The following is a 23,135-nucleotide window of genomic DNA, read 5'->3' on the forward strand; positions in this document are numbered from 1 at the left end:
AAGTTGAGTAAGTTACTATGAATTACCCTGAGACGAAGTTACCCAAAGTTGGGACGACTATTTTTACCCAAATGTCTCAAATGGCCGCTGAATATCAAGCGATCAATCTTTCTCAGGGTTTTCCCGATTTTGATGGGCCTCGCGCTTTGTTGGATGCTGTTGGTCATTATATTCGTCAAGGTGCAAACCAATATGCTCCAATGACCGGGGTACCTGCTTTGAGAGAGCAGATCGCCGGAAAAGTCGCAACCCTCTATGGTCGTAAGGTCTGTGCAGATCAGGAAATAACGGTAACCTCCGGGGCGACAGGAGCGCTATTTGCCGCAATCTCGTCGGTCGTACGCAAAGGTGATGAGGTCATTATTTTTGATCCAGCCTATGATAGCTATGAACCGGCTATCGAACTCAATGGTGGTGTGGCCGTTCGCTTGCAACTATTGCCACCGAATTTCCAAGTGGATTGGATGCAGGTCAAGGCTGCTATTAGCTCGAAAACGCGCATGATTATTATCAATACGCCGCATAACCCGACAGGCGCCATTCTAAGTGCCGCTGATTTGGATCAGTTGGCAGGTATCGTGGAAGGGACGGATATCCTGCTGCTGGCAGATGAAGTGTATGAACATATCGTCTTTGAAGGTGAGCACCAGAGCTTATTAAGTCATGATGTGTTGTATCCGCGCAGTTTTGTGGTTTCATCGTTTGGTAAAACTTACCATACAACAGGCTGGAAGATTGGCTATTGTGTTGCTCCGGCATCACTGTCTGTAGAGTTTCGCAAAGTACACCAGTATTTAACCTTCTCTACAGCAACGCCGATGCAGCTGGCGTTGGCGGATATTATGCGTGATGAGCCGCAGCACTATTTGCAGCTTCCAACTTTCTATAAAGCAAAACGAGATCTGTTTTGTTCGCTTATCAAAGGGAGCAGCTTCCAGTTCACACCAGCCAAGGGAACCTACTTCCAGCTGGTGGACTACAGTGCCATCAGCGACCTTCCAGATACCGAGTTTTGTTTGTGGTTAATTAAAGAAGCCGGTGTAGCGGCTATTCCTGTGTCTGTTTTTTGTGAAACACCACCGAGCATGCGTTTAGTGCGTTTTTGTTTTGCAAAAGGGGATGATACTTTGAGAAGCGCAGCCGAGCGCCTTGTGCACCTTTAAAGTGAGAGTGGGTATGAATACTCCTTTGGAAAACTTAAGAGTTTCGCTGGTTCAAACGGCGTTGATTTGGCAAAAGCCAGAAGAGAATAGAGTGCAACTAGCAGCGCTGATAGCTCCTCTGGCGGGTGCCGCAGATGTGATTGTCTTACCTGAGATGTTTACAACAGGTTTCATGATGGAGCCTGAAACGCACGCAGAAACGGAGCAAGGTAAAACACTTCCGTGGATGAAGCAGCAAGCATCTCAATTAGGGTCAGTCGTTTGCGGCTCGGTAGCCATTCAAACTCACCAAGGATTTGTTAACCGATTCTATTGGGTAACACCGCAAGGGGAAGTGTCTTATTACGACAAGCGTCACCTTTTTCGTATGGGTAAAGAGCACGAACACTACCAATCTGGTAACCAGCGAGTCGTTATTCAGTACCGTGGTTGGAATATATTACCGATTATCTGTTATGACTTGCGCTTCCCTGTCTTTATGCGCAACCAAAATGATTATGATTTAAGTATCTGTGTTGCCAATTGGCCTGCGCCTAGGCGTAATCCTTGGAGAACCCTACTACAGGCACGAGCGATAGAAAATCAGTGCTACATGTTAGGCGTTAACCGTGTAGGGCAAGACGCAGCGGGATTGAATTACAGTGGAGATTCGTTAGCTGTTGATTTTAAAGGTGATCTACTAATTGATCAGCCCCAAAGCGTTAGTTTTGTAGAAACAACCGCACTATCGCTCTCGTCATTGAGAACTTTTCGAGAAAATTTCCCTGCCTGGCAGGATGCCGACACCTTTAGGCTGGATTTCTGATAGCGTGCTTATTTCGTCTTTTAAGCATGTGAACGCTTAAAGTTAGCGCAGTAATCCACGGATACCTGTTTTGGCGTAAACCAAATATAGTCAGCCTGATCTTGTGTCACATAGTCTTGAGGTTGAGACAGGCTTTCTTGAACTTCTACTAAAAGAAGCGTTGTGATTGTACTTGAGTTTTTAGTTAACTGTTTTAGGTGAAGTGGAACCCCCAGATCCTTTCGGCTATGTGTTGCACCAGCAACAAGTACTACAGGCTTGTGGGGGCTGTTAGCCATCTGCCAAGCCATCATAGCATCTCTGGCTAACTGTATGGTGAGCATACCGCTTAAGCGATCTTTCTCCGTCATACGGCAATGGCCTTGATAGATTTGCTCTAAGAGCGCCTCTTTGACTGTGTGATCAATATGATTGATCGTCTCTTGCTGCTCTTTTGTGAACCGCTGTTTATCGGAGGTTTTATAAAGGTGTTGAAGGGTAACGGTTGATAGGTTTCCAGAGATAACTTTTCCACCATGACGAAGGGTTGCATGTATAAGCTTTCCATAATCTGCCCAAGGCCAGCTACGTTCATTCCACTTCAGTTTGTCTTTTAATACTTCGGGACTGTCTGTTGGCTGAAGTTGCTTGATAAGCCCCTGTTGATCCTCTGACAGCATCTCAAACACCACACTACCAGCCGTTTCTGCCATGCTGGCTGAAATAATCTCTTGCTCAAGTTGATGGTGATCAGGGTTATCGTGTTTTTCACCAATAAGTACGTAATCGGATCGTTTTAAAAACTCCTGAAGGTCATCCGATGTGATAAATGCCTGAGTGCGAAGATCATAAATCGTACCCGTCAGTGGATGCTTTTGCAGCTCTGGCGCTTGCCATACACGCTCAGTAGCGAGAGCCGAGAGTACTAGCAAGAAGCTCAGAACGATAGCCACTACTGAAAGGTAGACTCTGTTTTCTCTCATTATTCACTCCTACTACAGGGGGTGTTACGCAGTCGCCAGCTGCTGAGTCAGCCACGTTTTTAACGCCATAATGTTAGGGTCATAGGCTTTATAAGGTGACGTTAACAGGTAGTAACCGTATCCGCTAGCGTAGCGAATGCCAAAAGGATTTACGAGATTTGATGATGCTAGTGTGCTTTCAATCATAAAGTCGGGTAATAAACCGACGCCCTGTTTTTGTAAAATCGCCGCATGGGACATAAAGAAATGCTCAAAGCCGACAGCGCATGAGTTGCTGGGCAAAATTGCCTCAGAATCTGGGAAAAGATAGCTATAGAACTGTGTCCACAGTTCAGGGCGTGTGGTGTGCAGAATCAATGGAAGGCTGAGTAGCGCTTCTTTTGAAGAGGTTGCGTTTTGTAGGAATAGATCACGATGAACTACAGGTAATAAAATTTCTTCCGTTAACAGAGTGGCGTGTTCGTGGTTTAGCGATAAAGGTAAGCAGCGAATAGCAAGGTCTGCCTCTTGTTCGCCGAATTGGATAGGACCATCACCTGTCACCATAGATAGTTTTAGGTCAGGTAAGCTGTGTTGAAGCTCGGATAGCTTAGGTATTAACCACAAATTGCTAAACGAAGGGCTAATATTGAGTGTCAGTGTATTTTTACGGGCTTGTTGCAATGCTGCCGTTGCACTGACTATTTGCTGCATCGCTGCTGTTATTTCTGGAAGGTAATGTTTTCCCGCCTCAGTTAAGGTTAACCCTTGAGGGGTACGATTAAATAAAGGACGAGAAAGATAACTTTCCAGTAATTGGATCTGCTTGCTGACAGCACCTTGTGTCACACATAACTCATCGGCGGCTTTAGAGAAACTAAGCCTACGTGCAGCTACTTCAAAGACACGCAGCGCATTGAGGGGAGGAAAATGATTAACCATTGTATTTTAGCCTATGAGTTTTTCTCATAGGCTAAGAGATTATATCGTTTGAGCGTCTTGTGGAAGGCGTATTGAATAGCACTATTCGTTTAGGGGGAAATTTCCATGAATAGTCGCGTATTCCATCGTCATTGTCATTCAACATTACCTGTAGCCGTTAGAGGTGAGGGTGCGTATCTCTTTGATCAAAACGGTAAAGCCTATTTAGATGCCAGCGGTGGAGCAGCTGTCTCATGTTTAGGTCACAATCATGCTGGTGTGAGAGCGGCATTACATCACCAGATAGATTCATTAGCCTATGCTCACAGTGCTTTTTTTACCACAGAGAGCGCTGAACTATTGGCCGATAAACTGGCAGAGCACGCACCGGGTGATCTCAATCATACCTACTTTCTATCCGGTGGGTCTGAAGCGGTTGAGGCCGCATTGAAGTTAGCGCGGCAATATTTCCTAGAGATAGGTCAGCCGCAACGAACCCGTTTTATCTCTCGTCGACAAAGTTATCACGGCAATACATTAGGAGCACTCGCTGTGGGCGGGAATATATGGCGTCGTGCGCCCTTTGATCCGCTACTCATTCCCGCTGAACATATTGCACCCTGCTACAGCTACCGTGACAAGCGAGCACATGAAACGCCGTTTGAATATGGGCAACGGGTTGCCAATGAGCTTGAAGAGAGGCTATTGGTTGTAGGCCCTGACACAGTGATTGCTTTTATTGCTGAACCCGTCGTAGGTGCGACTGCGGGTGCACTCACGGCAGAAGAGGGATATTTCTCACGTATCAGAGAAATTTGTAATCAATATGGTGTCTTATTGATACTGGATGAAGTCATGTGTGGTATGGGAAGAACAGGGACATTATTTGCTCATGAACAGGAGGGTATCCATGCTGACATCGTTACCATTGCTAAGGGGTTAGGTGCTGGGTATCAGCCTATTGGTGCTATGTTGGCCAGTGATCGAGTATATGATGCGGTATCAAATGGGAGCGGCTTCTTTCAGCATGGGCATACATATATGGGGCATGCGACGGCAACCGCTGGAGCATTGGCGGTCCTGAATGCGATACAAAATGAAAACTTACTTCCCAATGTCGTTCACAAAGGAAATCTATTGATGGATAGGCTCCATCAGCGTTTTGCAGAGAACGTTCATGTGGGCGATATTCGTGGGCGAGGTTTGTTTATTGGTCTTGAATTGGTGAAAGATAAGGAGACCAAGCAACCTTTCGATCCTGTCACTCAATTGCATGCGCGCATAAAGAACAGGGCTATGGAGCTAGGGTTAATTTGTTACCCTATGTCAGGCACTATTGATGGTACACATGGGCATCATATTTTATTAGCGCCGCCGTTTATCATCTCGACTGAGCAAGTAGATGAACTAGTCGATAAGCTCGGCAATAGTATTGAATCTGTAATAAAAGAAGTTACTTCAGGAGCCTCTTGCTCATGAAAAAATCACTGATTATTGTGGCGCCAAACGGTGCCAAGAAAATGAAGAGTGATCATCCTGCTTTGCCGATGACGCCCGAAGAGATTGCGCAAGAGGTTGCTGCCTGTGCAGAAGCGGGTGCTGCAATGGTGCATCTACATGCCAGAGATAACGATGGTCACCACTCGCTGGATATCGATGATAATCTACAAGTAATGGACGCCGTTAAGGCGCGTGTAGGGTCTGATGTGGTCATTCAGGTGACGACAGAAGCCATCGGTATTTATACGCCACAGCAGCAGATGGCATTGATTAAAGCCGTTGTGCCAGAAGCTGCCTCGTTTGCGATAAAGGAGTTAATTCCTGATCAGAGCAGTGAGAAAACAGCGGCGGACTTTTTCCATTGGATAGCCGCTGAGAATATTTTGCCGCAATATATTCTCTATTCAGGGGATGATGTTGCTCGGTATCTGTCCTTAAAAGCAAAGGGGATTATACCGAATGCTCCTCACCATCTGCTTTTCGTATTGGGGCGGTATCACGTTCAGCAACAAAGCTCAGTGAGTGGATTACGGGAGTTTCTTCAATACCAGGAGCAATTAGGACAGACGCCATGGGCGTGTTGTGCCTTTGGTATATCCGAACAAACAATATTGCTTGAGGCTGCGAAACAGGGAGGCGATGTACGTATTGGCTTTGAAAACAATCTTTTTGCAGCAGATGGTAAACAGCTGGCTACTAGTAATGCATCCCAAGTTGCAGATTTAGTTGATGTTTTTAAGGCCGCTGGTATATCCCCAATGAATGTCAGTGAACTACGCCAAGGCTATGGCGGTAGCTAAACCCTAAACGCAAAAAAGCCCCAAAAGGGGCTTTCTGGTTCAAGGTCTTAATTAAGCAAGATAGACCTCTTCTTCTTCTTCGAAGACTTCATCATTGACGGCATCATCACCGATGAGCTCAGTATGTTTTGTCGCGCCTTTTTTATGAGTCTGCTTATCGCGAAGTTTAGATAGCTGGCGGTCAATCTTATCAGCGACAGCATCCAATGCAGCATATAAATTATCAGCGCTCGCTTTAGCTACAACTTCCCTACCGCAGGCATGCAGGATAGCTTCTACATCCTCTTGGCGATCTTTTTTGTCAATAGTTACTTGCGCACTGGAGATAATATCAAAATGACTTTGGCTATTTTCCAGCCAACTTTCAATTTTTTCGCGAACAGCGGGTGAAACTTTATCATGACGGCTAGTGATGTTAATGATCATATTCTTTCCTTATCACACTGCGAGCAATATCTTTTTGCTCAGAATTCGACTTTGAAAAAGTAACGCGCTAACTCCGTATCTAAGGGTGAATGTGACAATCTCTTCACATTCACTATAGACCGATTTTAGCTAGAAAGGAAAGGGGTTTTTGAAGATTATTCTTCAACCCATATTTCGCGTACTGGTTCCCCAAAATCATCGTAAATGATTTTCTTTCGGGGCCGCTTAGAGTAAGCATGAGTAGGGCTTTCTGTTTTGGAACGGCGCCTAGAGTCTATAGCTGCCAGTGCCTCAGGAACGGGGGTACGCTCCTGCTTCGGGTGGCCGAATGTAAAGCTGTTACGGTGATAAGCACCTTCCACAAGTCCAGATGCACCACTGTCTACATGCTGAATGGCGCCGCCATGTTTAATGAACTCTTGAATTTTTGATTCGAGTTCTTGGCGGGTTTCGGCTTTGGTCGGTCGTTTATTCATGGCTGGCATTATGCCTTAATGCACGAGAGGAGGAAATTACCAGATAAAGCTTTGGCTAAAATATCTGGGTGAGATCGCAAGGGGTTATCGTTATACTCCCGTTCATTATAGTGCTAGGAATGACCGATGAATTATACGCCTCTAAAAGAGTATCGACATGCGTGGTTTTATCATCACAAGGATATGCCGGTATCGGCTGAAGATCTTGAATTTATCAAGCCGATGACACCAGCCAGAGCATATCAGCTATGGACTCAAATGATTAGTAAACAAAGTGATGATATCACTGAATTAGCGAAAGATGATTGGGCTAGCCACAGTCAAACCTGGGTGGAAGAGGGAGCTTGGCAGAGCGCATGGGATAGTGAGAGTCTTGATCTACCCGACTCGTTTAATCTTTACTTTTCATGGGATAACCAGACCGTTGTTTATTTTTGCTACGGTGCTGAGCATATCGTTGAAACACGTTGGGATGTGTTTCGTCGCTGCTGGAAGAACTTTTTGTTTATCGATGACAGCCCGATTTTACTGGGAAAAAAGCGCAAAGAAGTTGCCCAGTTCTTTCAGAATGGATCCTTTAGGCTGGGGCAACGCCCTTAAGTAATACTACTAGCGGAAAAAATTCCCTAGAAACAGATCAATGAGTTGATCGCTGTCAGTTTTTAAATCTATCTGCTGAATATGGGTTTGCATGTTGTTATCGACAAGCCCATGCAGATAGCTCCACAGGGCAGCTGCTAATAGCTGGGGAGTATATTGCGGATTCAATTGAGCGCGGTTCTCAAGGTGAGTCAGTGCATCTAAAATTGATTGGTAGATGCGAGTTGCCTTCTCTTCCAAGTATATTTGTAGCGCCGTCTGATGCGTGGTGGATTCTGCTGAGTTCAGGACAATTCGGACGGCTTGACTGACCTTCGGATTATTCACTACCACTTTTAGCATCTGCTTAATTGTCTCACAAAAGTGAAGCGTTCCATCCGTAGGAGTGGGTGACGATAGCGCTTGTAAAAATATTTCCAAGGTAGGGGCAGCGTCGCGCTCCCACAGCGCTTTAATAACATCCTCTTTGTTTTCGAAGTGCCAATATACCGCGCCTCTTGTGAGTGATGCCTGCCTTGCAATATCGTTTAGTGTGGTATGACTTACCCCTTGCTGTGCGAAAAGCATAGCTGCTGAATCAAGTAACAAGTGGTAAGTTTTTTGTGCTTCTTCTTTGGTCTTTCTTGCCATTAGCTGAGTCGGTATTTAAAAATGTTTAATATACCCCAATTCTAATTAATATACATTCACGTCTGTTTATTAAAAGAGAAAAGCTACTTAGGGTGCTTTTGCCACAAGTGCGACGCCTTGACGGTAACCTAGCCCTCCATTGCCATGCACCATGCCGTAGGTTTCAGTACCTGAACAGAGGCGATGGTACATGGTGATCAGGCCATTCAGGGCTGGGTTATTCCAAGGTGCTCTTGCCAAGTTCATTCCACCGGTAACGGTGATGGTGTGCTCATTTAGGAATTCAGAAATTTCTTCCAAATGATCTACTAGGCCGCTGGCGAGTAAGAAGGCCATAGGAACAACAGGGTAACAGGTGTAAACTTCTAAAAGCGCATCCCCTTGGCGAAATTGCTTTGCAAAGTCGACATCAGCTGTTTGGCAACATTGCTGATAAGCGTTTTGTAAGTGCTCATAATTTGATATTTTTCCAATGTAGTCGCGACCATCTCCTTCGAGCCTGCCTAGCCCTACAGCTTTTACTTCGATCTGTTCGTTTTTAGGGATATTTAACTGTTGTGCCAAGCGTTCAGAGCATATGAGCATACGGCCTGAAAAGTCGACCAAAGGGTTGGCGCAGTCAACACCCCTAAAGAGTGAGGTGATAGGTTTGTACCACCGGTCATCCGGAAGTTGCTCTGGGGTGAAACTATCCGATAGCGTGTTACGATAGCTCAATTGATAGTTTTCAAACAGCGCATGAGCTATGCGTTGAAATTCATCTTCTGTGCTTTTCTGTCGCGTTATAAAGTGCGTTGCTAGCTCATTATAGGCTTCTGTTAGCGGATACTGAGCGCCATAAACTGCCATTTTCTCAAGTCGTTCGTCACGGGTGTAACCGCTCTTAATGTGATCTTCCCCACTAATAACAACCGCTTCGGCACCAGCATCAATCAGAATTTTAGCTTTGGATAGTGCTTCGATCGGTGCGCAACCACTGCGAAAGTGTCCATCTTTTTCAGGGCTATGCCAGTCGGCACTTAATGGTTCAATAATCAACTGCTTGATATCAAAACCTTTTTCTTGGATCTGTTGTTCAAGTGCTAAGCAATGTTGTTGAGAACCTTGACTATCAATCGTTTTGGCGGCGGAAATGATTAGGGCGCTAGGCATAATGGGCTCATCGTTATTGTAGTTAGAGGATTATAGTAGCAAATCAGATTAGGGTTTTCCTTCATGATATGTGAGTAAATATTTCATATAAATATCCTTTATAGAGGCCGCTATTTACGTATAATAAACATACGTTCATGAATGTTTGTTGGTGATGAGCAATGAAAAAAGCTTTGTTTCTTGTACTGCTAGTGGTGTCTACTGGTTTTTTGAGTGGTTGTGATCAGCCGGTAGAGCCTGCAGCTGTGGATGCTGAAGTTATCAGACCTGCACAAATCGATTTGGCGATATCGGTAGCTCCCACGACACGACGGACTTTGCCAGCAACCATTGAAGCGTCGCGTCACTCTGCACTGGCCTTTCGTGTATCGGGTCAGTTACAAGCCCTACCTGTGAAAGCCGGGGATATAGTGAAGGAAGGGGCGTTATTGGCTCAGTTAGACCAAACCGATTTTAAAACAGTGGTTGATGATCGTCAGGCAAGGTATCAACTCGCCAAAGTACAGTACGACCAAATAAAAGCGTTAATTGCGAAACAATACGCAAGTCAGACTCGTTTAGATGAGGCTAGTGCTAATCTTAAGGCGGCGCGTGCTGCCTTATCGGCTGCTCAGGATAATTTGCGCTACTCTCGGTTGATCGCTCCGTTCGATGGCGTTATTGCGAAAGTTGATATTGAGAATTTTCAGGCTGTACAAGCGCAGGCCCCCATTATTGAACTGCAAGGTCAAGAGAGTGTTGATATTCGTTTTAGTATTCCTGAAACGCTGTTAACTCATATCAATCCTGATATTGATGCTAGTAGTATCTGTGGTGTGGTGCGCTTCGATAGTCAACCAGACAGTGAATTTAATGCTTGCTACAAAAAGCATGACTCCGTTCCTGACCCCTTAACGCGTACCTACCGAGTTGTGTTTAGTATGTCTCGTGAGGCTAAGTTCCCAATCTTTCCGGGAATGTCTGCCAGTATCGAGGTTGATATGGGGAATTTCTTATTAGCCGAGGGTATCTCCGGTGCTGTCAGTGTGCCTATTGAGTCTGTGTTTGAAACACAGGGTAAAAGTTTCGTCTGGCGAGTTACTGATCAAATGCAAGCGACGAGGACTGAGATTACGCTCCTGAAAATAATGGAAGATCGAGCGATCATTAAAGGCTTGGATGATGCTACGCCTATTATCAGTGCGGGTGTTGCCTACGTGAAAGAGGGACAAAAGGTAAGAGCAATTAATAAAGAACGCGGATTGTGAGGCGCTTGTCATGAACTTGGCTGAGTATGGTATTCGTCACAAAACGGTGACTTGGTTAGTTGTCGCATTGCTCATTGGTGGGGGAATATTCTCTTTTTTAGGGTTAGGAAGGCTCGAAGATCCAGCATTCACTATTAAAGAGGCCTTGATCAACACGGCGTATCCGGGAGCATCCCCTCAAGAGGTAGAAGAGGAGGTGACGCTCGTATTGGAAAATGCTATCCAACAGTTGCCGTATGTTGAAGAGATTGTTTCTACATCGAGTGCTGGTTTTTCTCAAATACAAGTGGAAATGAAGAGCACTTATCGAAAGAAAGATCTTGCTCAAATCTGGGATGAAATGCGCCGTAAAGTTAATGATATTGCAGCAACCTTACCGCCAGGAAGTTCATCGCCACAGATTATCGATGATTTCAGTGATGTTTACGGTATGTTCATGGCGCTCAGTGGGCAAGGATATAACTACGAACAGTTGGAAGATTATGCTGACTTTCTTCGCAGGGAGTTGGTGTTATTGCCAGGCGTTGGCAAAGTTACTGTAGGAGGGAGCCGTCAAGAGCAGATTATCATAGAGATTGATCGAGCGAAGTTAGCCGCTACGGGTTTCTCTGTGGCTGCGCTACAGCAAGTGCTTAGTACTCATAATCTTGTTAGCGATGCGGGCAGAATCCGAGCCGGTAGTGAATATATTCGTATCAGTGCACTGAACTATTCGCAAATTAGCCAAGGTCTGGGTGGCTTATTATTAGGTGAAGCCAACGGTGAATTAGTTCATCTAACAGATGTTGCTACAATCCGTAAAGATTACGTTGATCCTCCACTTCACTTATATCGCTACAACGGTGATTTTGCGCTAACGCTGAATCTCTCTTTTGCGGCGGGAGTAAATGTCGTTGAGGTTGGACAAGCAGTACAGTCTCGTTTGCAAGCATTGGAATACAGCCGCCCAATCGGGATGCAGATTGATTTTATCTACAATCAGCCCGAGAGGGTTGAGGCATCGGTGAATGATTTTCTGGTCAGCCTAGGGCAAGCCGTCGCTATTGTAGTAATCGTTCTGCTCATCTCTATGGGAACCCGGCCGGGTATTTTGATGAGTGGTGTTTTATTACTGACGATCTTAGGGACTTTTATTTTAATGCGTATCTATGGCATTGAATTGCACCGCATTTCTCTAGGCGCGCTGATTATCGCGTTGGGCATGCTGGTGGACAATGCTATTGTGATTACCGAAGGGGCTATCATTGGTATGCAGCGTGGTATGACACGCTTGGAGGCCGTTCGTAAAATTGTTCAAAACACCAGTTGGCCACTGCTGGGTGCAACCATTATCGCGATTGCTGCTTTTGCCCCGATAGGTCTTTCTCCTGATGCCAGTGGGGAGTTTACCAGTAGTTTGTTTTGGGTTTTGTTTTTTTCTCTGCTTTTGAGTTGGTTCCTTGCCATTACGGTGACGCCGTTCTTTTGTTATCTGTTATTTAGAGAAAAGACTCATACAAAGGAGAATGACTTACCGAGTGAGGATCCATATAGCGGGGTGATTTACCGTCTTTATAGACAGGCATTAGATGTGGCCTTGAGGTTTAGGTGGTCCACGGTGGTATTGATGGTTGCGATACTATGTGTCTCTCTTTATGGGTTTAAATATGTGAAGCAAGGGTTCTTTCCGTCAACTTCTTTACCCATTGTACTGGTAGATTACTGGTTGGCAGAAGGCAGTGATATTCGGGCCACCGAAACTGATATCAAACGGTTGGAGAAGCAAATTCTTGAACTGGATCATATTGAGCAGGTTACCAGCACCATAGGACAGGGAGCAGAGCGCTTTATGTTGACTTACGCACCTGAACATAACTTTTCCAGTTATGCTCAGATTATTGTGCAAACGGACAGCTATGAGCATCTGGAACCGACGGTTGGTAAAATTAATACACTGTTGAAAGAGCAATACCCTCAGGCCTTTGCGAAGTTTACCCGCGTATCTATTGGCCCTACTACAAAGGCTAAGATAGAAGCCAGAATCATAGGTTCAGACCCCGACACACTCAGAGCGCTAGCCGCTCAAGTGATGGATATTTTTGATAATGAACCGACGGCCACTAATGTCGATCAGGACTGGCGTCAGCGAACTAAATTGTTGCGACCGGTTTATGATGAAGCAGAAGGACGGCGTTTGGGTATCAGTGAGGCAGACCTGAATCAGGCAATCAAAATGCACGTTAACGGTCTTCCTATTGGTTTGTATCGCGATGGTTCTGATTTGTTGCCTATTGTGTTGCAGGCTCCTGCGTCGGAGCAACAAGGCGTTGAGTCCCTCAAAAATCTTCAGGTATACAGTTCCGCACGGCGAACCTACGTCAATATCGGTCAAGTTGTTAAGTTTATTGAAATCGATTGGGAAGACCCTCTGATTAAAAGGCGTGACCGTAAGCGAACATTGACGGTTATGGCAGATCCTAATCCCGCTACAGAAACGACAGCGGCGGAGTTATTAAACCGTTTGAAGCCCAAAGTGGAAATGTTATCCCTGCCTGTAGGATATGAGATTAAATGGGGGGGAGAATTTGAGGCACAGCAAAAAGCCAATAGGGCGGTGTTTACACCTTTTCCGCTAGGCATACTGGTGATGTTCGTTATAACCGTATTTATGTTCAACTCTATGAGACAAACGTTAGCCGTTTGGTTGACGGTGCCTCTCGCTATCATTGGCGTAACGTGGGGGTTGATCCTTATGGGAGCTCCCTTTAGTTTTACAGCGCTACTGGCTGTCCTTAGTTTGGTTGGCATGCAGATTAAGAACGGTATTGTGCTGGTGGAGGAGATAAAGCGTTTGGAAGAGGAAGATGGCTATGCTTGGATTGATGCGATTCGTGATGCGTCGGTCAGTCGTGTGAGGCCGGTTACGATGGCTGCTATCACAACGATTCTGGGAATGCTGCCATTGTTATCAGACGTTTTTTTCGAACCGATGGCCGTTACGATTATGTATGGTTTGGGTTTCGCTACGATCCTTACCCTGTTTGTTGTGCCCGTCCTATTTGCTCTACTTTACAGGGTCCGGTTAAATCCTTCAGAATAAGGTCATAATTTTTTACCAAGGATGGTAATTATGAAGACCCACAACCTAGGGCTGGCATCGCTGGCTCTTTCTCTGTTCTGCGCCCCTACCGTTGCTATTGGTGTTTCGTCCGATCCTAACTTGCAGCAAGCATCAAGCCTTGATGAGAAACGGGAAACCATTGATCTCTCTCACTACCTTTACACTGAAAAGTTGGATGGTGTTCGTGGTTACTGGGATGGCCGTAAACTAATGACGCGAACGGGCAAGCCTATTCACGCACCTGCTTGGTTTTTAAGCGCATTACCTGAGATTGCTGTGGAAGGAGAGCTATGGATAGGGCGGGGTCAGTTTGAGAGGGTGTCAGGTATTGTTCGAACAAACGAACCTAACGATGAAAATTGGAGAGATGTAACCTTCTGGTTATTCGACCTACCGCATTATCCTGGTGATTACAAAACGAGAAAGCAATTCTTAGACCAGACGGTTACACGGATTAATGTACCTTTTATTCGTGCGGTCAACGTGAAGCCCTTTACTTCTGATTTGCAGCTCCAACGAGATTGGCAGTTGTGGCAAAAGCAAGGAGCTGAGGGTGTCATGCTCTATAAAGAAGACGCACTTTACCTTCCTGGTAGGGGCACAGCCCTGTTGAAACTTAAAGGTTATGAGGATGCAGAAGCTACCGTAATCGAAATACTCGAAGGAAAAGGGAAATACCGAGGTATGATGGGGGCTCTGCTAGTGGAAAGTGCTAACGGTGTACGTTTTAAGGTTGGTTCAGGCTTTACTGATGAGCAACGTAAGACTCCACCGGCGATAGGCTCGCAAATTACCTACCGTTACAATGGACTTACCCGTAATGGGCTACCTAGGTTTGCCCGGTTTGAACGGCTTCGCCCTGAAGAGTGATTAAGCACTCGTAAGCTTCCCGAATGGCAATAAACGCTTCGGGTGATCCTCCTTTGTCGGGATGGTGTCGTGTTGCTTGTTTTTTATACTGCTGTTTAATAATAGACGGCGTGGGATTATCAATATCGATTTCGAGCCTTTTAAGTGCCTCAAGTCGCTTATCTATACAGTAGAACCGTGCCCAAAACTGCCGCAGCATTGTTTGTACCTCTTCGGCTTGGGTGCTCTCAAATTCACGCGTATCTAGATAGTAATTACGCAGTGCTGCTGCGCTGATTTCTGCAGGAAACATTTCTGTATTCGAATTGAATGTGTTTTCATCGCACTTTTCAATAGAGATACTAAGCGGGGATATTGAAAGCAGGACTTGCTCCTCTTGCCATAGGGTTTGTTGTAGCCGATAAAGTGCATTCATGGTGAGAAAATGCTTTTGAAAGAGGGCAAGGTCGGAGTCGGATAAGTTATTCTGATCAGCAAACAAACCGTGAGACTCAAAAATTTTAATCAATTCATACTCACTAAACCCTTGTGGCTGATCCTGGAGGGTTTTGAGTATGAGGGCTACGAAAGGGTCGGACATGTTAGTTTCCTAGCAATCAGGCTTTATTCATCCGATCAATGTTATTAAGCTCGATAAAATTAAGGTGAATGTAAAAAAGGAACCGGTGTGAAAGTAAATCTTAGTCCAAAGTTGCGTCTTTTGCTGATAATCGTTATTGGTCTCATATGGGTTGTTAATGAGTATCGAGGTGACGGTGTAGTCTTATCCGGTAATGACCAAGTAGCTGATAAAACGCTCACCTATAATGATGAACAATCCTCCGGACGTCTAGAAAAGGCATTCCGAGAGAAGACCAGTGACCTGATGGTAGAAGATTCAGGTAGCGTGATTAAGCTGCTGCCGGATGATAACAAAGGCTCAAGGCACCAGAGAATCTTGCTAAAGCTAGCTTCCGGACAAACCATCTTAATTGCCCACAATATCGACTTGGCTCCCCGTATAAACAGCCTGAAAAAAGGCGATAGGCTGAAGTTTAAAGGGGAGTATGAATGGAATGAAAAGGGTGGCGTTGTTCATTGGACGCATCACGACCCTGCAAAGCGACACCCCGGTGGTTGGCTTGAGCATAACGGTAGACGATATGAGTAAGTAAAAACCCTGTTATTTATATCTGTTTGTTTCCCTCAAATCTGATTAAACTGATAGCTTCACTTTGTGGAGAAGATCATGATCGAACTTGGAAACACAATACCCGATGCTCCTTTAACCGTTGTAACGCAGGGCGGTCAGGAAACACTACCGGCAGCTGAACTGTTCGCAGGTAAAAAAGTCGTCCTGTTTGCTGTACCGGGGGCTTTTACACCAACCTGTTCTGCTCATCACCTGCCAGGCTACGTTGTTTTAGCGGATGATATTAAAGCGAAAGGTGTTGATTTGATTGCGTGCCTATCCGTTAATGATGCCTTTGTCATGCGGGCATGGGGGGAGCAACAAAACGCTGACGCGATTACTATGTTGGCAGATGGTGGAGGCGCTTTCACAAAAGCTATCGGTCTTGAAATGGAAACCGGCGATTTCGGTGGTTTGCGTTCTCAGCGTTACGCAATGGTGATTGAGGATGGGGTTATCAAGCAATTGTATATAGAAGCGCCAAAGCAGTTTGAAGTCAGTAAAGCAGAAGCTGTGCTTGCCGCACTGTAGATGCTAGTTATGATAGTCGTATAACGGCGTGCTGGTGAATTAAAAAAGTCCTCGTCATTTGACGGGGATTTTTTATTTAGTTTACTGTTAAACGAATGGCCATGAAATAAAACCTCTTGCTTTAAAGGAAAGGGCTTTTGAATCATCCCTTAGTGATTATTGTAGTAGCACAATTATTGGGTACGTCGCTCTGGTTTACGCCTAATGGAGTCTCTAGCGGGTTAATTCAAGATTGGGGTTTATCCATAGAGCAGTTGGGTTTTCTAACCAGTACTGTGCAGTTAGGATTTATTGCAGGCACGCTAGTGGTTGCTTTTAGTGGCGTTGCTGATCGCTTTCGCGCCAGTTATGTCTTTGCGTGCAGCGCGTTACTTGGTGCGGTGTTTAATGGTTTATTTATTCTTGCCGAAGGTAGTTTTTTTGCAGCGCTTGTTTGGCGGTTTTTAACTGGGTTTGCATTGGCGGGTGTTTATCCACTAGGTATGAAGCTTGTGGTTAGTTGGGTTCCGCATAAAACAGGTTATGCCTTAGGTTGGTTAGTGGGAATGCTAACCTTGGGCACAAGTTTGCCGCATTTGATGCAGGGCGTTGCTTTTGGTTTTGACTGGCGTTGGGTGGTTTTTGCGGCTTCATTTCTGGCTACCGTCGCCGCTTTTATGGTTTATAAGCTTGGAGATGGTGAGTTTATTCCTACTTGTTCAGGCCGACTGTTGAAAGGAGCTGTTTGGCAGGCCTATCGTATTCCACAATTTAGAGCCGCTGCGATCGCCTATTTTGGTCATTGTTGGGAGTTGTATGCATTTTGGACACTGGTGCCTATTATCATTACGGGCGTGTTGAACACGACTGAACTCCCATTGAGTTGGATACCTTGGCTTGCCTTTATTGTGGTTGCTGTTGGACTACCTGGGTGTCTGGTTGCGGGTGCGATGAGTCGTGAGTGGGGTAGTGCCCGTACAGCTTTTGTCTGTTTATTTATCTCTGGTTTGATGTGCTTTATTTGGCCTTTGATTGAGGGTGCTCCCTTCTGGGTAATTATGTTCGTCTTACTGTTATGGGGGCTGACAGTCATTGCAGATTCTGCTCAGTATTCGGCGCTTGCAGCGGATAGCTGCCCTAAGGAGTATTTAGGGAGTGCTTTAGCGCTGATGAATAGCATAGGTTTTTTTATGACCATACTGTCGATTTCGCTAACAACCTTGTTATATCCGTTGATCCAAGGTTACGTGGCGTGGATTTTGTTGATAGGGCCGGTGGTTGGCCTTTGGTCGATGAGAAGGTTGGTAAGTGGCACCTTGTCTCAATAAGCAACAACAATGACTATACTTTTAAAAGGTTAGTATTGAGGATTATATATGCGGTGGGCGTTGGATAGTTTGGGTACAGCCTTATCGGACTATCTGTCGGCTCCCAGAAACGAGCTGAGTGGCGTTGCGACCAGTTCGCCAGAGCGGCTGGCAGGTGCCATCAAAAAAGGGGATGTACTCTTAGTTGAGGGAACGAGTCGAGTTAGTACCGCGATAAAATACCTTACACAATCCACTTGGTCGCACGCAGCATTGTATATCGGCGATACGTTAGACCCATTAGATCAAAAGAAAGAAGCAAGGACGCTGGTGGAGGCCGATTTGGTGGAGGGAGTTAGGGCGATTCCTCTGAGTACCTACTTCGATCAGCATACAAGGATTTGTCGTCCCGTTGGTTTATCTGAGCAAGAAATTGACACGATGATAAGCTATCTACTATCTCGCTTAGGCCATCAGTATGATCGTAAAAATATCATCGACTTAGCCCGATATCTTTTTCCAACGCCCCCTATACCAACACGATGGCGACGCAAACTACTACAGCTGGGTAGTGGGGATCCAACTCGTGCTATTTGCTCGTCTTTAATCGCAGAAGGTTTTCAGTCAGTTCACTACCCAATATTACCCTCGGTTCTGTATGGGGAGTCTATTGGTAAGCGGGAGCGAATGCTGTTTAGTCGCCACCCAAGCTTGTTTACACCGCGAGATTTTGATGTCTCCCCCTATTTTAAAGTGATCAAACCGATGCTCGAACGCCCTTTTGATTACCACAATATCATTTGCTGGGGAGACCCATTAGATAAGGAATAAGCGCTGGTCATAAAAAATACCCTTAACTGACATATATAGTCGATACACTCCGACAATTTCTTTACTTGAAGGCTTTCGGAGGCTATATGAATTTCCCGCAAAAATTAATGGTGTTATCGGTGTCAGCTGCACTTCTCGCTGGCTGCAACTCGAATGACAAATCAGGTTTTTCGTTTAGCTTGCCTGAAGGAAAGGTTTTACAGCTTGATATAGACGAGCCGCTTGAGACGGTGACTTATGAGATCCCTGGCCAAGGGACTGCTCAGTTACCCCTATCGATAGGTTTTGGTAGTGGTGCATTTCATCATCCTGATGACCCATCAAACATCTTTTATACGATTACTGACCGCGGCCCTAATATCCCTTGTGGTAGTTCATTAAAGATCCTCAAAATTGAAGACCTTTGTGGAGCAGGCAATAGTTCAGGCAAAATTTTCCCGGTGACTGATTTTGCCCCAACGATTGTTAAGTGGGAGCTGACAGGAACCCCCGGAAACTATTCGGCATCTATTTTAAATAAAATTCCACTATCTAGAACTGATGGTTCAATGGTTACAGGGCTTACAAACAATTTGGTTGCTACCGATACGGAAGGTGGCTTCTCTATGAAGGGTGAGGCTCTGGCATATGATAATGGTGGGTTAGATCCTGAAGCGCTCGTTAAGTTAAAAAATGGATCTTTCTGGATTGCCGAAGAGTATGGCCCTTCATTAGTACATGTGAGTAAAACGGGTCAGGTGTTGTCTAGAGTCGTACCCGCCTCTGTTACAGCCGATATTGTCGATGATGCTGGTTATCCTGTAGTAGGAAGGCTACCTGAGGTGCTCAAGCATCGTAAACTCAACCGTGGTATAGAGTCTTTAGCGATATCTCCCAATGAGGATGCGCTTTACTTCGCGATGCAAAGCCCATTAGCTAATCCAAATGCCGATGCGTATAAAAACTCCCGTCATTTGAGAGTCTTAAAATATGCGCTAAATGGTGACGGGTCACTAGGAGACCAGCTAGGGGAGTGGAGTTATGAGATGGATTGGCCACAGACGTTTGCGTCTCCCGATGGCACAGGTGATGTTTCTACGAAGCTGTCGGATGTAAAAGTATCTGAGATGCTAGCCGTAGGGGATGATGATCTGGTGGTGTTGGAGCGTATCTCTAAAACCACCAAACTCTATCGAATTAGTTTGCAGGGGGCGGATAATATTATGGGGCAGGCGGTTAGCTACGATACTGTCTCTGTCAATGAAAGCGACCAGCGCAAAACACTTGAAGAGGTCTTTGATCTTGCCACTGTAGGTGCAAGGCCGGTCACTAAACATCTGGTTTTTAACTCCCTAACGGATATGCCAGAAGGTTCTCAGCTTTCAGATAAAGTAGAAGGGTTGGCGCTTTTAGATAAAACGCATCTATTGATGATTAATGATAACGACTTCGGTATAGCGGGTGCTGGCTCACAAATTACTATATTGCCGATTGGAGAGCGTTTAACGGAAGGCGATTTACCAACGCCTATAAAATTGAGCGTTGTGGGTCGCTATGATAGCGGTGTCTATGATGAAAGTGCCGCAGAAATCGTGGACTATCATGTGGGAAGTCAGCGCTTATTTGTGGTGAATGCAAATAATAAAAAAATAGATGTACTCGATCTTTCGGGTATATCAACGACTGCTGTTGCTGTCGATCCAACTCAGCTTAATGACCTACCCTTAGTGTCTACTTTAGACATATCGGCTGATGCATCGAGCCTCGCATTAGGTGCTGCAAATAGTGTTTCAGTTCATGGGGATCTATTAGCCATTGCAGTAGAAGCTGAGGACAAACAAGCAAATGGTTTTGTAGCCTTCTATGATCTTAGTGGAAACACAGCGCGCTTTATGAAAACGGTCGAAGTGGGTGCGTTACCTGACATGGTCGCGTTTACCCCAGATGGCTCTATGGCTGTTGTTGCCAATGAAGCGGAGCCAAATGATGACTACACAAACGACCCAGAGGGATCAATATCGATTATTCCTATTATCAATGGACAGCCGGCCATGTCTGCTAAAACAGTTAGCTTTGTAGACTTTAATGTTGGGCAGTCCCGTCATGGGGAGCTATCGAGTCAGGTACGTATATTTGGGCCTAATGCAAGCGTAGCTCAAGATCTTGAGCCGGAGTATATTGCGATTTCGTCTGATAGTAGCCGCGCCTATGTGGCCTTACAGGAGAATAATGCACTTGCCGAAATAGATCTTAATAATCAGCGTGTTATAGCGATTCACCCTTTTGGAGTAAAAGACTACGGTTTGTCTGTCAATGCCATCGATGCCAGCGATAAAGATGGCGCAGTGAATTTTTCACGATACCCCGGTGTTGTTGGTATGTACCAGCCGGATACCATTGCAACGATGGACTACCGTGGAAAACCCCTTGTGTTGAGTGCGAATGAGGGTGATGCGCGAGACTATTCAGGCTTTTCAGAAGAGCAACGCGCTGAAGATTTGGTCGATGATAACAAGTTAGATGCTACCAACCCACAATTCGCTGCTGCTCAAGATAGCGAACTGATCGGCCGACTCAAGGTGACAACCGAGACAGGAGATACAGACCAAGATGGCGACATCGATATTATTCACAACTACGGTGCGCGCTCTTTTTCTATCTGGCAAGAGGGGAAGCAGCTGTTTGATAGCCACTCAGATATCGGTCGTATAACCGCAGGGCGTTTAGGTAAGGACTTTAATGGTGGAGATAAACGAAGCGATGACAAGGGAGCGGAACCCGAAGCGCTGACCGTAGGCGTTATTAATAACCGTACTTACGCATTTGTAGGGTTAGAACGGACCAATGGTATTATGATCTATGATGTTACTGACCCTTATGGTGTTCAGTTTATTGACTATGTAGAAAATATAAACCGTGCTTCAGAGAAAGGAGATATAGGGCCTGAGGGGATGAAGTTTATTGCCAAGGACGTTAGCCCTACGGGCAAACCATTGTTGGTAGTCTCTAATGAAGTATCTGGGACCACGACGGTGTATCAGATAGATCAGTAATTACTATACGCTTAAGCGCCCATAAGGGCGCTTAAGATTGAACATAAACAGACATTACAACCATTCATCTCGACGCTTTTTCTTTTTCGGGAGATAAGGCACGAGTAAACCTAAAAAAACACCGCCAATAGCGACTAAACCGCCATAGGTAAACCAGCGCATTAAGTTACTCTCATCCATATTATCAATTTGACGATTGAGGTCTTTTATTTCCGTCTGTAGTTTTGATAGCTGACCAGAATAAGTGCTGTTTTCAGTTCGATAGGTTTCTAGTTCACTGCGAAGGTTTTCGATTTCAGACGATTGTTCGGTCACCAGTGATTGGCTTTCATTTAGTTCAGACTCAAGCTTTGGTAACCGAATCTGCATGCTGGCTCCGCTGCTAACATTATTAGCGTCTACCCAGCCGGTTTTTCCGGATGTCGTTCTGATTTGGACAAATTTTCCATCTCCGCTCTTCTTCAAGATATCGATGGAAGAACCACTTCTGACCCTACCTGTAATTCGGTACTGGTTACTAGGTCCGCCATGGATAAAGACAAAGACATCATCAGCTATGTGTCCTTTTTCAGCGAAAACAGGTGCTGTCGATAACAATATCGCAGAGGCGAGTAAAAACTTTTTCATTCTTCAGAGAGTCCTTCTGTCATGAGGTGTGCATTGTACGGATTCCTCTGATAAGCGCCAGTTATAAACCATTTCCACGTTGTGAGATTAAAAAGCATTGAATTAGTTCCCTCTAAATGTATGCTTACGCGTTGTTTTCATGTGGGGGTGTAATGTTACACCGTTTGCAGCAGGAGGAGTGCCTAAGTGGAAAAGTTTCTTGATCCAAAATTTCTTGAAGGACTACAAAATGATTATGTTGTGCCTTGGGCTATCAACATTGCGCTAGCATTCGTTGTTTTTATTATCGGGCGAATGATTATTGGGATCATTACTCGAGTTGTAGAGCGTCTATTACGAAAGACACGTATGGACAATATGTTGGTGAATTTTGTCACCTCCATTATGTATGCTCTGTTGTTGCTATTTGTCATTGTTGCATCATTAGATCAATTGGGCGTGGATACCTCCTCCCTGATTGCCATTGTGGGTGCGGCCGGTTTAGCGATAGGTCTATCGTTACAGGATTCTTTGAAAAACTTCGCAGCGGGTGTTCTGCTGGTAGTATTTAGGCCCTTTAGGGAAGGCGACTTTGTTGAAGCAGGTGGTGTAACTGGCGTTGTTGAAAGTATCACAATTTTCAGTACCGTCATGCGCACCGGCGACAACCGAGAGGTGATAGTGCCCAATGGCCCTATCTACGGTGGTGTTATTACGAACTATTCTAAGCGTTCGACTCGCCGGGTTGATATGGTGTTTGGAGTTGGGTATGACGCTGACTTACTGCAGGTAAAAGCACTATTACAGACGATTATCTCGGAAGATCCTCGTATTTTAGCAGAGCCTGAACCAGTGATTGCTGTATCCGAGCTTGCTGATAGTAGTGTCAACTTTATTGTACGCCCTTGGGTTAAGACTGAGGATTACTGGAAGGTCCTATGGGATACAACAGAAAAAGTGAAGCTACGTTTTGATGAAGCGAATGTTAGTATTCCGTTCCCGCAGATGGATGTACATATACAAAAGCAGGATTAGTTAAAAGGCGCA

General features: G+C 45.3%; 22 protein-coding genes. 14 read left to right on the forward strand and 8 right to left on the reverse strand.

Annotation, left to right across the window (positions count from 1 at the left end; translation table 11 throughout):
* Positions 1 to 17: 17 nt before the first annotated feature.
* Both F0U83_RS04945 and F0U83_RS04950 read left to right on the forward strand, forming a co-directional pair.
* Positions 18 to 1,163 (forward strand): pyridoxal phosphate-dependent aminotransferase, encoded by a 1,146-nt coding sequence (locus tag F0U83_RS04945; RefSeq protein ID WP_138988809.1) that lies wholly within the window; start codon positions 18 to 20, stop codon positions 1,161 to 1,163.
* Positions 1,164 to 1,176: 13 nt separating this feature from the next.
* Positions 1,177 to 1,968: an amidohydrolase gene (locus F0U83_RS04950; RefSeq protein ID WP_138988810.1), complete on the forward strand. Its 792-nt coding sequence runs from the start codon at positions 1,177 to 1,179 to the stop codon at positions 1,966 to 1,968.
* A gap of 20 nt (positions 1,969 to 1,988) precedes the next feature.
* Here the strand turns inward: F0U83_RS04950 and F0U83_RS04955 are convergent, their stop codons facing one another.
* Together F0U83_RS04955 and F0U83_RS04960 are read right to left on the reverse strand one after the other, a co-directional pair.
* The gene (locus F0U83_RS04955) at positions 1,989 to 2,930 is read right to left on the reverse strand and encodes a ChaN family lipoprotein (RefSeq protein ID WP_138988811.1); all 942 of its coding nucleotides are present in this window, start codon (positions 2,928 to 2,930) and stop codon (positions 1,989 to 1,991) included.
* A 24-nt stretch (positions 2,931 to 2,954) separates the two neighbouring features.
* Positions 2,955 to 3,851 (reverse strand): LysR family transcriptional regulator, encoded by an 897-nt coding sequence (locus tag F0U83_RS04960; RefSeq protein WP_138988812.1) that lies wholly within the window; start codon positions 3,849 to 3,851, stop codon positions 2,955 to 2,957.
* A gap of 105 nt (positions 3,852 to 3,956) precedes the next feature.
* Between F0U83_RS04960 and F0U83_RS04965 the strand changes: the two genes are divergently transcribed.
* Entirely contained in the window at positions 3,957 to 5,309 is a 1,353-nt protein-coding gene (locus F0U83_RS04965; protein ID WP_138988813.1) for an aspartate aminotransferase family protein, read from the forward strand.
* Positions 5,306 to 6,130, forward strand: a complete 825-nt coding sequence (locus F0U83_RS04970; RefSeq protein WP_138988814.1) for a beta-keto acid cleavage family enzyme — start codon at positions 5,306 to 5,308, stop codon at positions 6,128 to 6,130. Before F0U83_RS04965 ends, F0U83_RS04970 begins: the two co-directional genes overlap by 4 nt.
* Before the next feature lie 51 nt (positions 6,131 to 6,181).
* Here F0U83_RS04970 and hpf read toward each other — a convergent pair whose 3' ends face one another.
* Positions 6,182 to 6,556, reverse strand: coding sequence for a ribosome hibernation-promoting factor, HPF/YfiA family (gene hpf / locus F0U83_RS04975; RefSeq protein ID WP_138988815.1), 375 nt, complete (start codon positions 6,554 to 6,556; stop codon positions 6,182 to 6,184).
* A gap of 155 nt (positions 6,557 to 6,711) precedes the next feature.
* Positions 6,712 to 7,032, reverse strand: coding sequence for a hypothetical protein (locus F0U83_RS04980; RefSeq protein ID WP_138988816.1), 321 nt, complete (start codon positions 7,030 to 7,032; stop codon positions 6,712 to 6,714).
* 126 nt (positions 7,033 to 7,158) lie between these two features.
* On the opposite strand from F0U83_RS04980, the gene F0U83_RS04985 reads away from it, so the two are divergent.
* A complete protein-coding gene (locus F0U83_RS04985) occupies positions 7,159 to 7,632 on the forward strand; it encodes a DUF2947 domain-containing protein (RefSeq protein WP_138988817.1) in 474 nt (157 codons plus the stop codon).
* A gap of 9 nt (positions 7,633 to 7,641) precedes the next feature.
* Here F0U83_RS04985 and F0U83_RS04990 read toward each other — a convergent pair whose 3' ends face one another.
* Positions 7,642 to 8,262, reverse strand: coding sequence for a TetR family transcriptional regulator (locus F0U83_RS04990; RefSeq protein ID WP_138988818.1), 621 nt, complete (start codon positions 8,260 to 8,262; stop codon positions 7,642 to 7,644).
* 87 nt (positions 8,263 to 8,349) lie between these two features.
* Entirely contained in the window at positions 8,350 to 9,414 is a 1,065-nt protein-coding gene (locus tag F0U83_RS04995) for a hypothetical protein (RefSeq protein ID WP_138988819.1), read from the reverse strand.
* Between the two features lie 161 nt (positions 9,415 to 9,575).
* Here F0U83_RS04995 and F0U83_RS05000 point away from each other — a divergent pair, with 161 nt between their 5' ends.
* Genes F0U83_RS05000 through F0U83_RS05010 form a run of 3 tightly spaced genes read left to right on the forward strand, consistent with a single transcriptional unit; the run spans position 9,576 to position 14,631 of the window.
* Complete coding sequence (locus F0U83_RS05000; RefSeq protein WP_138988820.1) at positions 9,576 to 10,661, forward strand: efflux RND transporter periplasmic adaptor subunit; 1,086 nt, start codon at positions 9,576 to 9,578, stop codon at positions 10,659 to 10,661.
* 10 nt (positions 10,662 to 10,671) lie between these two features.
* Positions 10,672 to 13,740 carry an efflux RND transporter permease subunit gene (locus tag F0U83_RS05005; RefSeq protein WP_138988821.1) on the forward strand — a complete coding sequence of 1,023 codons (3,069 nt, stop codon included), beginning with the start codon at positions 10,672 to 10,674 and terminating at the stop codon, positions 13,738 to 13,740.
* 30 nt (positions 13,741 to 13,770) lie between these two features.
* Complete coding sequence (locus F0U83_RS05010) at positions 13,771 to 14,631, forward strand: DNA ligase (RefSeq protein WP_138988822.1); 861 nt, start codon at positions 13,771 to 13,773, stop codon at positions 14,629 to 14,631.
* On the opposite strand, the gene F0U83_RS05015 is transcribed toward F0U83_RS05010, so the two are convergent.
* Complete coding sequence (locus F0U83_RS05015; protein ID WP_138988823.1) at positions 14,591 to 15,211, reverse strand: DNA-J related domain-containing protein; 621 nt, start codon at positions 15,209 to 15,211, stop codon at positions 14,591 to 14,593. The two genes, F0U83_RS05010 and F0U83_RS05015, sit on opposite strands and share 41 nt — an antisense overlap.
* Positions 15,212 to 15,298: 87 nt before the next feature.
* Between F0U83_RS05015 and F0U83_RS05020 the strand changes: the two genes are divergently transcribed.
* The 5 genes from F0U83_RS05020 (at position 15,299) to F0U83_RS05040 (ending at position 21,482) form a co-directional block, all read left to right on the forward strand.
* On the forward strand, positions 15,299 to 15,781 hold the full coding sequence (locus F0U83_RS05020) for a DUF3465 domain-containing protein (RefSeq protein ID WP_246077880.1): 483 nt from the start codon (positions 15,299 to 15,301) through the stop codon (positions 15,779 to 15,781).
* A gap of 78 nt (positions 15,782 to 15,859) precedes the next feature.
* Positions 15,860 to 16,333 (forward strand): peroxiredoxin, encoded by a 474-nt coding sequence (locus F0U83_RS05025; RefSeq protein WP_138988824.1) that lies wholly within the window; start codon positions 15,860 to 15,862, stop codon positions 16,331 to 16,333.
* A 137-nt stretch (positions 16,334 to 16,470) separates the two neighbouring features.
* Positions 16,471 to 17,640: an MFS transporter gene (locus tag F0U83_RS05030; protein WP_211343714.1), complete on the forward strand. Its 1,170-nt coding sequence runs from the start codon at positions 16,471 to 16,473 to the stop codon at positions 17,638 to 17,640.
* A 48-nt stretch (positions 17,641 to 17,688) separates the two neighbouring features.
* Positions 17,689 to 18,450, forward strand: a complete 762-nt coding sequence (locus F0U83_RS05035) for a YiiX/YebB-like N1pC/P60 family cysteine hydrolase (protein ID WP_138988825.1) — start codon at positions 17,689 to 17,691, stop codon at positions 18,448 to 18,450.
* Positions 18,451 to 18,536: 86 nt separating this feature from the next.
* The gene (locus F0U83_RS05040) at positions 18,537 to 21,482 is read left to right on the forward strand and encodes a choice-of-anchor I family protein (RefSeq protein ID WP_138988826.1); all 2,946 of its coding nucleotides are present in this window, start codon (positions 18,537 to 18,539) and stop codon (positions 21,480 to 21,482) included.
* A gap of 54 nt (positions 21,483 to 21,536) precedes the next feature.
* Here F0U83_RS05040 and F0U83_RS05045 read toward each other — a convergent pair whose 3' ends face one another.
* Complete coding sequence (locus F0U83_RS05045) at positions 21,537 to 22,109, reverse strand: TIGR04211 family SH3 domain-containing protein (RefSeq protein ID WP_138988827.1); 573 nt, start codon at positions 22,107 to 22,109, stop codon at positions 21,537 to 21,539.
* Between the two features lie 186 nt (positions 22,110 to 22,295).
* On the opposite strand from F0U83_RS05045, the gene F0U83_RS05050 reads away from it, so the two are divergent.
* Positions 22,296 to 23,123 (forward strand): mechanosensitive ion channel family protein, encoded by an 828-nt coding sequence (locus tag F0U83_RS05050; protein WP_246077882.1) that lies wholly within the window; start codon positions 22,296 to 22,298, stop codon positions 23,121 to 23,123.
* Positions 23,124 to 23,135: the final 12 nt, after the last annotated feature.

Origin of the sequence: Neptunomonas concharum (genome assembly GCF_008630635.1) — a bacterium.
GTDB lineage: Bacteria > Pseudomonadota > Gammaproteobacteria > Pseudomonadales > Balneatricaceae > Neptunomonas > Neptunomonas concharum.